We start from the raw sequence: 12,318 nt of genomic DNA, 5'->3' as shown, positions 1-12,318 counted from the left end.
AATGAACTTTGAATTAAACTCAGAATTTAAACCTACAGGTGATCAACCTCAAGCAATTAAACAATTAGCTAACGGAATTTTAGCTGATGAAAAGTACCAAACACTTTTGGGTGTTACAGGGTCTGGTAAAACGTTTTCAGTTGCCAATGTTGTAGCTGAAGTTAACCGTCCAACATTAGTATTGGCTCATAACAAAACCTTAGCTGCTCAATTGTATTCTGAGTTCAAGCAGTTCTTCCCAAACAATGCTGTAGAGTATTTCGTTTCATATTATGATTACTACCAACCGGAAGCTTATATTCCTGTAACAGGAACGTATATTGAGAAAGATTTATCCATAAATGATGAAATAGAACGTTTACGAATTAGCACCTCTTCTTCCCTACTTTCAGGACGTCGAGATGTGTTAGTAGTAGCCTCGGTATCTTGTTTGTATGGTATTGGAAATCCGACTGAGTTCAAAAAAAATGTCATCACCATTGAAGTTGATCAACAAATTTCTCGTACCAAATTTTTACATCGCTTAGTAACAAGTTTATATGCACGTACTGAAGTTGAAGTAAAAAGCGGAACGTTTAAAGTAAAAGGTGATGTAGTTACAATTTATCCATCTTATGGAGATAACGGATATAGAGTTCACTTCTTTGGAGATGAAATAGAAGAGATAGAAACCTTCGATATTGAAACTAACGAAGTTATTACCCGATTAGAAAAACTCAATATTTATCCTGCAAACCTTTTTGTAACCTCTCCAGATATACTACAAAACGCCATTCATCAAATTCAGGAGGACATGGTAAAACAGGTAGATTATTTTAAAGAAATTGGAAAACATTTAGAAGCAAAACGTTTACAAGAGCGTACTGAGTTTGACTTAGAGATGATTCGTGAGTTAGGCTATTGTTCTGGAATTGAAAATTATTCTCGTTACTTAGACGGACGAGAAGCAGGTACCCGTCCTTTCTGTTTGTTAGATTATTTTCCTGATGACTACTTGATGGTGATTGATGAAAGTCATGTTACCGTACCACAAGTTCACGCGATGTATGGCGGAGATAGAAGTCGAAAAGAAAACTTGGTAGAATACGGATTCCGTTTACCTGCTGCAATGGATAACCGTCCATTAAAGTTTGAAGAGTTCGAAACTTTACAAAACCAAGTAATCTACGTTTCTGCAACACCAGCAGATTATGAATTACAAAAAACCGAAGGTTTATTTGTAGAACAAGTTATTAGACCAACAGGACTATTAGATCCTGAAATTGAAATCCGTCCGAGTTTAAATCAAATTGATGATTTAATTGAAGAAATTCAAGTACGTGTAGAAAAAGACGAACGTACTTTGGTTACTACCTTAACAAAACGTATGGCTGAAGAATTAGCTAAATACTTAACTAGAATTCAAGTACGTTGCCGTTATATACATTCGGATGTAGACACCTTAGAACGCGTAGAAATTATGCAAGATTTACGTAAAGGATTGTTTGATGTATTGATTGGAGTAAATCTACTTCGTGAAGGATTAGACTTACCAGAAGTTTCCTTAGTTGCTATTTTAGACGCTGACAAAGAAGGTTTTTTACGTTCACACCGTTCGTTAACACAAACCGTAGGTCGTGCTGCACGTAACGTAAATGGTAAGGCAATTATGTATGCGGACAAAATTACGAATAGCATGCAACTCACTATTGATGAGACCAATCGCAGACGTGAAAAGCAAATTAATTACAATACTGCTCATGGAATTACTCCAACACAGATCAATAAAAAGATAGACAATACGCTTTCTAAAAATGCAATTACCTCCTATCATTATGATAATGTGGCGCAAAAAGCTGCCGAACAAGAGTTGGAATACCTACCTAAGCAAGAAATAGAAAAACGTATTCGTACCAAACGTAAGCAAATGGAAGAAGCTGCCAAAGCTTTAGACTTTTTAGTTGCAGCACAATTACGTGATGAGATTGAAGTTTTGAAAGAAAATTTGTAATTTACAAGTATTTATTATCATAATAATTCAAAAACATTGTAAAAAGCCAAAAACTGTTTGGTGTAATTTATGAAAAATAAAATACGATACTTTACATTAATGGCAATAATGCTTGGAACTATATTAATTAATCAAGCTATTATACAATATTTTCTTTTTGATAAAAAAAAATGACTCTCATTTAATAGATATCGGTGGTAAACAAAGAATGTTAAGCCAACGTATTAATCAACTTTCTTTTCGAAATGTTATCTTACAAAATGACAATCGTGATCAGTTAATTTCAACTTTAAATAATTGGAAAACTGCTCAATTAGCTATCATGAATGGAAGTGAAGACTTAAAAACTTCAAAAATTACTAATAGAGATACATATTCAAAATTAAATACTGGACTTAAAATAATTAACAACACCGATTCTATTATTAGAAAAGGAAATCTAAACAATGCTTCATTAATACTTATAAATAAAAATGTCGATGAGTTTTTACCTTTAATGGAAAGTATTGTTGTTGATTTAACAGAAATAACAGATCAAAAACTTTCAAATATTGTCATAATAGAAATCGTATTAGCTCTTATAACTATAATTATAATTTTTGTAGAGTTTCAATTGATTATAAAACCCTCTTATAATAAAATAGTATCTCAAAATAACAGATTACGAGAAATTGCTTGGAAACAATCTCATGAAGTACGAAAACCAATTGCTACTATACTAGGAATCTCAAATGCTATACAAAATAACGCATCGATGTCTGCTGAAGAAAAAAATAAATGTTTAAGCTATTTATTTGAAGCAACAGACGAATTAGACCAAGTTATTAATGAAATAGTAAATAAAACAAATTAAACAATTAATAGAAGCTACAAGAGTTTTAAACTTTTTTAGTTGCTGCCCAAATGCGAAATGAAATTGTTTTTTTTTAAAGAAAAACTAAATTCGTTACCGAACTATATCAATCATTAAAACGAAGGATACTCTAACCAATAGTGAAACAAAAAAACCTCACTGTAACAGTGAGGTTTTTTTAAATATATTACTAAGAATTAATTAAAAAAAGTTTTAAGCGCTTAAAACTTCTCCTACTTTATCAGCAGCTTCTTGGAACTCAGTAGCTGAGATAATTTCCATTCCGCTGTTGTCAATTAATTCTTTTGCTTCTTTAGCGTTTGTTCCTTGTAAACGACAAATAATAGGCACATTAATTTTATCTCCCATATTTTTATAAGCATCTACAACACCTTGAGCAACACGGTCACAACGAACGATTCCTCCAAAAATGTTTACTAAGATAGCTTTTACATTAGGATCTTTTAAAATAATTCCGAAAGCTGTTTCAACACGTTGTGCATCTGCAGTACCACCAACATCTAAGAAGTTAGCTGGATCACCACCTGCTTGCTTAATTAAATCCATAGTTCCCATTGCTAAACCAGCTCCGTTTACCATACATCCAACGTTACCATCTAAATCTACATAGTTTAATCCTGCAGCTTTAGCTTCTACCTCAATTGGGTTTTCTTCACGTAAATCACGCATTGCTGCATAATCTTTATGACGGTATAATGCATTCTCATCTAACGATACTTTAGCATCTACTGCCATAATTTTATCATCAGATGTTTTTAATACTGGGTTAATTTCAAACATCGAAGAATCAGACTTGATGTATGCTGTATATAAAGCAGTAACAAACTTTACCATTTCTTTTAAAGCCCCACCGCTTAAACCTAAGTTAAAAGCAATTTTACGAGCTTGGAAAGGTAATAATCCTGTTCCTGGATCAATTTCTTCTGTAAAAATTAAGTGTGGAGTTTCTTCTGCCACAGTTTCAATATCCATACCTCCTTCAGTAGAGTACATAATCATGTTTCTACCTGTAGCACGGTTTAATAAAACTGACATATAAAATTCATCTGGCTCACTATCACCAGGATAATATACATCCTCAGCAATTAACACTTGGTTAACTAACTTACCTTCTGCCGAAGTTTGAGGAGTTACTAACATCATTCCTAAAATGTCATCAGCAATACTTTTTACCTCATCTAAGTTTTTAGCTAACTTAACACCACCACCTTTTCCACGACCACCTGCGTGTACTTGAGCTTTGATTACATGCCAACCAGTACCTGTTTCTTCTGTTAATTTCTTCGCTGCTTCAACAGCTTCTTCTGGAGTATTTGCAACAATTCCACGTTGAATACGAACGCCAAAACTGCTTAATATTTCTTTACCTTGATATTCGTGTAAGTTCATTAGATATGAATTTTTAAAGTCGAACAAAAATACAAATTCAATTTATAATACCTTATAAATTGTACTTTAATTTATGATTAAAATCAATTTTATTATAATTTTCATTTTTGCATTTTTTTAACATTTCAACGTGTCACATTCTTTTTTTTAACAGGTCTTTACCGTAATTAACATGATTTTGTGATTTATTTATCCTAATCATAATAATTTAGCCCAACAACTAATACTATATCTCAATCAACTATGCTTAAAGTTTTAGCATTTATTACAACCTGTTTCTTCTTTATAGGAGTTACAAATGCCCAAACAATTAACCAAAATAGAAAAAAACTAGACGTAATACGTGTAGATTCACCTCCAAAAATTGACGGAAAATTAGACGATGCTGCCTGGAAAAATGTTCCTGCCGCAAAAGACTTTGTAATGATGCGTCCTGATAACGGAAAAGCAGAACCTGACACCCATAAAACAGTAGTAAAATTAGTGTACGATGATAATGCTATTTACATCAGCGCTAAAATGTACGACCCAGAACCATCTAAAATACCTGCTGAGTTTACTAACAGAGACAACATTGGTAACAGTGATTTCTTTTTAATAACCATTAACCCTAACGATGATGGACAAAATCCTTTTGAATTTATTGTAACCAGTTCTGGTGCGCAAGCAGACTCAAAAGTATCAAACGGAAATGAAGATTTTAACTGGAGTGCTGTATGGGATAGCGATTTTAGTATTAATGAAGACTCTTGGGTTGTAGAAATGAAGGTTCCTTACAGAGCTTTACGTTTTGCCAATGTTCCAGTTCAATCATGGGGAATTAACTTCCACAGAAAAGCATTGAATTTAAATGCTCAATTTACATGGAATCATATTGATAACCAACAAGGAAACTGGACACAATATGATGGTTTATATGAAAACTTCACCAACATAAAACCTCCTACTCGATTAAACTTTTATCCATACGCATCGGCAACTACTACCACTAAAGATGGTAATACCGATTTTGATTGGAGTGTAGGTATGGATGTAAAATATGGAATTACAGAAAACTTTACCTTAGATGCTACTTTAATTCCAGATTTTAGCCAAGTAGGTTTTGATAATGTTACCTTAAACCTTGGTCCTTTTGAACAACAATTTACAGAACAACGCCAGTTTTTTACTGAAGGAACTGAACTATTTAGTAAGGGGCGCTTATTTTATTCAAGAAGAATTGGAGGAAGACCAATAGATCAATTTTCTGGTGAACGAAGAGATGATGAAGAATTTACTGATGGAAAAAAAGTAAACGATGAAGTTATAAATGTTCCTGATAAAGTTCAAATGCTAAACGCCATAAAAATATCTGGAAGAACTAAAGGAGGTTTAGGTGTAGGTTTTTTTAACGCTATTACCGAAAAAACAGAAGCTACTGTTGAAAGAACTGAGCAAACAATTAACGGATTAGACACTATTAGTAATGTTAGTACCTATAAAACTACAGTAAACCCGTTTTCTAACTACAATATTATGGTACTAGATCAGCAGTTTAATCAAAACTCTGCGATAACCTTAATCAATACCAATGTAACTCGTGATGGAAGATTTAGAGATGCAAATGTTACTGGATTGATTTGGCATGTTGAAGACAAAGAAAGTAAGTATAACATAGATGGTAGCTTTAAAATGAGTAATATTTCTGATGATGAAGACAACCCTAATACAGGATACGCTTTTGATACCAGTATAGGTAAACAATCTGGAAATTGGCGTGGAGAAATTGGATACAATTTTGAAAACAAAGACTACAACCCTAATGATATGGGGATTCTTTTTAGTAATAATGAACAAACCATTTACGGTTTTGTTGGTTATCGTTTGTTAAAACCTAAAGGAATATTTAATAATTACGGAGCCAACATATACTATAACTTTAACTTTTTGCATAACCCAGGAACTTATGTTGGTACCAATGCTGGCCTATCTTTTTGGGCTGATACCAAAAACCGATTCAGCTTTGGAGGAAACTTAAATTATAGCACTGAACGAAAAGACTTTTTTGAACCAAGAGAAGGAACAACAAGTGGCATCTACTTTAACAGACCTGAAAGGCTGAATGTGAACCATTGGGGATCTACCGATTATAGAAAAAAGTTTGCAATAGATTATAATTGGTATTATACCTTTTATAATGACAACCCTAAAGAAGACTATGGCTTTAGATTTTCACCTAGATACCGTTTTACCAACAAATTTTCTTTAATTTATGGTTTCAGATATGGAAAAACGAATAACGATCAAGGATATGTTACAAAAGTTAGTGAAGACGATGTGCAAGAAAAACCTTCTTTAGCACCATTAAAAGATCATATTATTTTTGGTCAACGAGATTGGGCTACATACGACAATTCTTTAACAGGAAAATATACCTTTAGTACAAAATCTGCAGTATCATTATCATTTAGACATAACTGGAGTAAAGTTCCATATCAAGGAAAGTATTTTAGTTTAAATGAAGATAACGGAGAACTTACAAAGAATAATTACCAAGGAGAGCACGATAAAAACTTTAATAGTTGGAACTTAGATCTAAACTATCAATGGCAATTTGCTCTAGGTAGCCAATTAATCTTTTTCTACAGAAATTCTATAAGGCCAGATCATGATTTTGCTCCTGCAAACATTGATTTTAAAAACAACATCTCAAAACTTTTTGATCAAAGTATGCAGCATAGATTTTCAGTTCGATTAGTTTATTTTATCGATTACAACAACATTAAAAACATAATTTAAATACACGTTTATGTATTGTTTGAAATCAGATAAGCATTAAAGCTTATCTGATTTCTTTTTTATACTTTCGTTACTTAGAAAATAATACTATGATTGTTGCTAAAAACATCCACAAACATTACGGAGAGGTAGAAATATTAAAAGGTGTTGATCTTCATATAAAAAAAGGAGAAATTGTAGCTATTGTTGGTCCTTCAGGAGCAGGAAAAACAACCTTACTGCAAATTTTAGGAACCTTAGATAAACCATTAAAAGATCAGAGCTACGAATTATTGGTAGATGGTGTTTCTATCAAAGATTTAAACGACACAAAAGTTTCTGCGTTCCGAAATAAACACATCGGATTCATTTTTCAATTTCATCAGTTATTACCAGAATTTACAGCCTTAGAAAACGTTTGTATTCCTGCATTTATAGGAGGAAAAGGAAAAACTGAAACCGAAAAAAGAGCCAAAGAATTACTAGCCTTTTTAGAATTATCGCATAGAGAAAATCATAAACCTAACGAGCTTTCTGGAGGAGAGCAACAACGTGTTGCTGTTGCCAGAGCTTTAATTAATGAACCTTCTGTTATTTTTGCTGACGAACCTTCAGGAAACCTTGATTCTACCTCAGCAAAAAACTTACATGAATTGTTTTTTAAATTACGTGATGAGTTTGGACAAACGTTTGTATTAGTTACACATAACAAAGAATTAGCAAAAATGGCTGATAGAACGCTTACAATGAAAGACGGAATTATTGTTGAATAATGTAACTATTTAAAGTTTCTTACTACTAATTAATAAATCACTCCCATGAAAGAAACTTTTCAAGAACTTGTTACTTATTTAAAAAATCCTGTTTTAGAAGAAGATACCAACCAAGATATTTCATATCGGTTTCAAAAATTCTTTCACCTCCTTTTCATAAGCATTATTACAGGTGCAATATTATCACCTCTTTTTCTTCTTGTTCAAGAATTAGGTTTGATAAACATGAATGAACATGCTATGGAAGAATTACTAAAAGCGCATACCAAATGGTTTATTGCTTTTCTTACAATCATTTTAGCTCCTTTATTTGAAGAGTTATTTTTTAGAGCACCAATCACCTTATTTCATGGTAAAAAAACTTTTAAAGTAGCCTTTTATGTATTTGCGCTACTTTTTGGTTTGGTACATTTAACTAACTTTAATGTTACCATCAACGTACTTTTATTAGCACCAATACTAGTAGCTCCACAAACTATATTAGGTGGTTATTTAGGGTTTATCAGGGTTCGTTTTGGTTTACAATGGAGTATCTTATTACACGCTTGTTATAATGCTTTCTTTGTTTTGCTTAGTTTTGCAGGAGATTTAGCATAAAATGAACAAAAAGGAGCTCAAAGAATTTTTAGACGAAAAAGTAATACAATACAATAATCCAGATTTTATTGATAGTGACCCCATTCAAATTCCACATCAATTTTTGGTAAAAGAAGATATTGAAATCGCTGGTTTTTTAGCTGCAACTATTGCTTGGGGAAACCGTAAAATGATTATTAACAACTCCCATAAAATGATGGATTTAATGGGAAATTCTCCGTACGATTTTGTTCTCAATCATTCTGAAGAAGATTTAGCTAATTTTGACGGTTTTGTACACCGAACGTTTAATGCTGATGATTTTAAGCTCTTTGTTCAATCGTTAAAAAACATCTACCAAAATCATGGTGGATTAGAAGCTGTGTTACAACCAAAAGATAATGCCGATAATTATCAGCATGCTATTCATAACTTTAAACAAGTATTTTTTGAAATTCCACACCAATCAAGAACTTTAAAACATGTTTCTGACCCCTTAAAAGGTTCTGCATCCAAAAGAATTAACATGTTTTTACGTTGGATGGTTCGTGATAATACAACTGGAGTCGATTTAGGTATTTGGAAAACACACTCACCAGCGCATTTACACTGTCCGCTAGATGTACATACAGGAAATATTGCTCGAAAATTAAAAATTCTTACTAGAAAACAAAACGATTGGAAAGCCATTCAAGAACTTGATGTTACTTTAAGAAAGTTTGATAAAAAAGACCCTGTTAAATATGATTTTGCCTTATTTGGTCTGGGGGTTTTTGAAAAATTTTAGTTTTACTAAAAAAAGTAGTTATTTAGTAGGTATGAAAAATAGTTTTGATAAAATGATGTCTTTAGATATTTATGTATCAAATTTAGACAAAGAAGAATACATTAAAATTGCTGATGACCTTAATCCTTCATCTAAAAAAAGTATAAATCTTTTAAGTTGGGGAATTCAAGACTTATTTATTGAAAAAGAACTATACAGTGACTTAAAACTTATAAAAACATTTTCAAAAAGCTTCAACTGGAAAAATAACATTACATCTATTATAAAAGAAAACGATTATGAATCGTTAGTTCTTACCGATATACAAAAGAAAATAATTTGGGTAAGTGATGGTTTTACCAAAATGACGGGCTACAAAAAAGAATTTGCATTAAACAAAACCCCACGCTTTTTACAAGGAGAAAAAACAAAGGAAACTACTAGAAAAAGGATTCAAACAAAACTTTTAAAAGGAAAACCATTTAAAGATGTAATCATTAATTACAGAAAAGATAAATCTACCTATAAATGTGAACTATACATAATTCCACTACATAACAATAACAACTCGGAAATCACACATTTTTTAGCTTTAGAAAAAGAAGTGGTTTAAGCTTTAAGCAAATGCAAACATTTATTCACTACTTTTTACATTTTGGTTTCCCTGTAATTATAGCCTATCTATTTTTTAAAAATAACTGGAAAAAAATTGCGCTATTACTACTTGCTACCATGTTGGTAGATGTAGATCACTTATTAGCAAGTCCTGTATTTGACCCTAACAGATGTAGTTTTGGTTTTCATATACTCCACTCTTACTATACTATTGGAATTTATATTATCTTACTTTTTTTAAAAAGACCTTATAACATTATCGGTTTAGGGTTACTACTACACATGCTAACCGATTTTATCGATTGTTTATTTATGTATAACGCCTGTAGCTCTTGCTTAGAAAATTCCCCAGCAAAAAATTTATTAGAACCAATAAGCAAATTACTTTTTTAACAGTAAATCACAGTACCAAAAACTTCTATCATAGTTTTTAGTGGTGCTTTCCTCTGTTTTCTTAGTTTTCTTTGAATCTTGATAACAATTGTCATCTTCACTTTTATGCAAAGTATACGATTTCAACACCTTCTCTCCTATTTCAAATTCTATTGGTTTCTTAAAAATAGGTCCGTCATAACAAAAGGTATGAAACTCACCATTTTCTCCGCAAACATCTACTCCTTCAGGAAGCTCATTGATAAAGTCTTCATCAATAACTCTCCCTACAAACTCTTCTCCTAACAATTTTGCATTGACACATACAGTAATCGTTTTAAAACCTAAAGCTAAAAACTCGCGAAGCAATTCCTTTGTATCTTGTTTCCATAACGGATACACACCTGTAATTCCTACTTCTTGCAGTTTCGAATCACGATAAGCTCTTAAATCCTCTAAAAAAATATCTCCAAAAATACCATTTACAAGCCCTGCATCTTTTAACTCAGCCGTTTTCTCCTTCATTCTCTGATTGTACAAATCCATTGTAACTTCAGCGGGAAAATATATTTTTTCTAAAGGGATTCCAATACTTTCAGCCTGTGCATCTAACAAATCTTCATGCAAACCATGCATTGAAACACGTTGATAGTCTTGATTTACATTCGTTATCAACTTTTGCACATCGTATTCTTTTTGCTGTAATATTTTGTATAATGCTAATGAAGAGTCTTTTCCAGAACTCCAGTTAAAATAAGCTTTTTTCATACAGCAAATATGCATAAAAAAACCTGCTTTTAGCAGGTTTGATTTTATTTCTTCTTTTGATTTAAAGGAACTGGCCTTTCTTGTTTTACTACTGGTTTTCCGTGTAAATCAAAATCACCAGCATCAAAAATTTCAACATCTATAAATTCTCCTAATTTGATATAATGCTCGCGAGCATCCACAATTACATCATTATCTACATCTGGAGAATCAAACTCAGTACGTCCGTAATAGTATTCTCCATCTTTTCTATCGAATAAACATTTGAACGTCTTTCCTATTTTCTCTTGATTCAATTCCCAAGAAATTTGAGACTGTACTTCCATAATTTCGTTTACACGTCTGAACTTTACATCAGCAGGAACATCATCTTCTAAAACATACGCTCCAGTATTTTCTTCATGCGAATATTCAAAAGCACCTAAACGCTCAAAACGCATCTCTTCTACCCAATCTTTCAATTCTTGAAACTGTTCTTCAGTTTCTCCTGGATATCCAACAATTAACGTTGTACGAATTGCCATATTTGGCACTGCTTCTCGGAATTTGTGAATCAATGAAGTCGTTTTTTCATGCGTTGTACCACGCTTCATCGATTTTAAAATCTCCGTATTGATATGCTGTAATGGAATGTCTAAATAATTACAAACTTTTGGCTCATCCTTCATTACTTCTAACACATCCATTGGAAAACCAGTTGGAAAGGCATAGTGTAAACGAATCCATTCAATTCCATCAACTTTTGCCAATTCTTTTAATAAATCTGCTAAAGCACGCTTTTTATAGATATCTAATCCGTAATAAGTTAAATCTTGTGCTATTAACATGATTTCCTTGATACCTTTTTCCGCCAACTTTGTAGCTTCGGTAACCAAATCTTCTATTGGAGTAGATTTATGTTTACCACGCATTAACGGAATGGCACAAAACGAACACGGACGATCGCAACCTTCTGCAATTTTTAAATAGGCATAGTGCTCTGGAGTTGTAGTTAAACGCTCACCGATTAACTCATGCTTATAATCAGCTTCTAAAACTTTTAATAAGTTTGGTAAATCGTGAGTACCAAAATACTGATCTACATTCGTTATTTCAGCTTCTAAATCTGGTTTGTAACGCTCACTTAAACAACCGGTAACAAACACTTTATCTACTTCACCTTCTTCTTTCTTCTGTGCGTAGTGTAAAATAGTTTCTACACTTTCTTCTTTGGCTTTACCGATAAAACCACATGTATTAATTACTACAATATTACCATCGTCATTTTCATCTTCATGAACCACTTCTTTACCATTGGCTTTTAGCTGCCCCATTAACACTTCACTATCGTAAACGTTTTTTGAGCAACCTAAAGTAACTACGTTAATTTTGTTTTGTTTTGTTGTTTTGGTACGCATACTATAAAAATTCGGTGTGCAAAGATACGTTTTAATTGAAC

11 protein-coding genes are annotated in these 12,318 nt (G+C 32.3%); 8 read left to right on the top strand and 3 right to left on the bottom strand.

The features are described 5' to 3' along the window. Nucleotide 1 precedes the first annotated feature (1 nt). Nucleotides 2–1,990: an excinuclease ABC subunit UvrB gene (uvrB, locus tag LCI24_RS15555; protein ID WP_274641201.1), complete on the top strand. Its 1,989-nt coding sequence runs from the start codon at nt 2–4 to the stop codon at nt 1,988–1,990. 208 nt (nt 1,991–2,198) lie between these two features. Then, entirely contained in the window at nt 2,199–2,843 is a 645-nt protein-coding gene (locus tag LCI24_RS15550) for a histidine kinase (RefSeq protein ID WP_274641200.1), read from the top strand. Between the two features lie 213 nt (nt 2,844–3,056). On the opposite strand, the gene sucC is transcribed toward LCI24_RS15550, so the two are convergent. Beyond that, entirely contained in the window at nt 3,057–4,253 is a 1,197-nt protein-coding gene (gene sucC / locus LCI24_RS15545; RefSeq protein ID WP_099216529.1) for an ADP-forming succinate--CoA ligase subunit beta, read from the bottom strand. A gap of 243 nt (nt 4,254–4,496) precedes the next feature. Between sucC and LCI24_RS15540 the strand changes: the two genes are divergently transcribed. The 6 genes from LCI24_RS15540 (at nt 4,497) to LCI24_RS15515 (ending at nt 10,133) form a co-directional block, all read left to right on the top strand. Further along, complete coding sequence (locus LCI24_RS15540) at nt 4,497–7,031, top strand: DUF5916 domain-containing protein (RefSeq protein ID WP_274641199.1); 2,535 nt, start codon at nt 4,497–4,499, stop codon at nt 7,029–7,031. 89 nt (nt 7,032–7,120) lie between these two features. Next, a complete protein-coding gene (locus LCI24_RS15535; protein WP_274641198.1) occupies nt 7,121–7,783 on the top strand; it encodes an ABC transporter ATP-binding protein in 663 nt (220 codons plus the stop codon). Nucleotides 7,784–7,828: 45 nt separating this feature from the next. After that, complete coding sequence (locus LCI24_RS15530) at nt 7,829–8,380, top strand: CPBP family intramembrane glutamic endopeptidase (RefSeq protein WP_274641197.1); 552 nt, start codon at nt 7,829–7,831, stop codon at nt 8,378–8,380. A 1-nt stretch (nt 8,381) separates the two neighbouring features. After that, nucleotides 8,382–9,146, top strand: coding sequence for a TIGR02757 family protein (locus tag LCI24_RS15525; protein ID WP_274641196.1), 765 nt, complete (start codon nt 8,382–8,384; stop codon nt 9,144–9,146). Nucleotides 9,147–9,177: 31 nt separating this feature from the next. Then, nucleotides 9,178–9,738 carry a PAS domain-containing protein gene (locus LCI24_RS15520; protein ID WP_274641195.1) on the top strand — a complete coding sequence of 187 codons (561 nt, stop codon included), beginning with the start codon at nt 9,178–9,180 and terminating at the stop codon, nt 9,736–9,738. An 11-nt stretch (nt 9,739–9,749) separates the two neighbouring features. Continuing rightward, nucleotides 9,750–10,133 carry a DUF6122 family protein gene (locus LCI24_RS15515; protein WP_274641194.1) on the top strand — a complete coding sequence of 128 codons (384 nt, stop codon included), beginning with the start codon at nt 9,750–9,752 and terminating at the stop codon, nt 10,131–10,133. Here the strand turns inward: LCI24_RS15515 and LCI24_RS15510 are convergent. Further along, nucleotides 10,122–10,880 carry a Dph6-related ATP pyrophosphatase gene (locus tag LCI24_RS15510; RefSeq protein ID WP_274641193.1) on the bottom strand — a complete coding sequence of 253 codons (759 nt, stop codon included), beginning with the start codon at nt 10,878–10,880 and terminating at the stop codon, nt 10,122–10,124. The genes LCI24_RS15515 and LCI24_RS15510 overlap by 12 nt on opposite strands. A gap of 44 nt (nt 10,881–10,924) precedes the next feature. Beyond that, on the bottom strand, nt 10,925–12,277 hold the full coding sequence (gene rimO / locus LCI24_RS15505) for a 30S ribosomal protein S12 methylthiotransferase RimO (protein ID WP_274641192.1): 1,353 nt from the start codon (nt 12,275–12,277) through the stop codon (nt 10,925–10,927). Nucleotides 12,278–12,318 lie beyond the last annotated feature (41 nt).

The sequence above is a fragment of the Tenacibaculum larymnensis genome (genome assembly GCF_028829235.1).
Lineage (GTDB): Bacteria > Bacteroidota > Bacteroidia > Flavobacteriales > Flavobacteriaceae > Polaribacter > Polaribacter larymnensis.
This window is presented reverse-complemented; position numbering and strand designations above follow the sequence as displayed.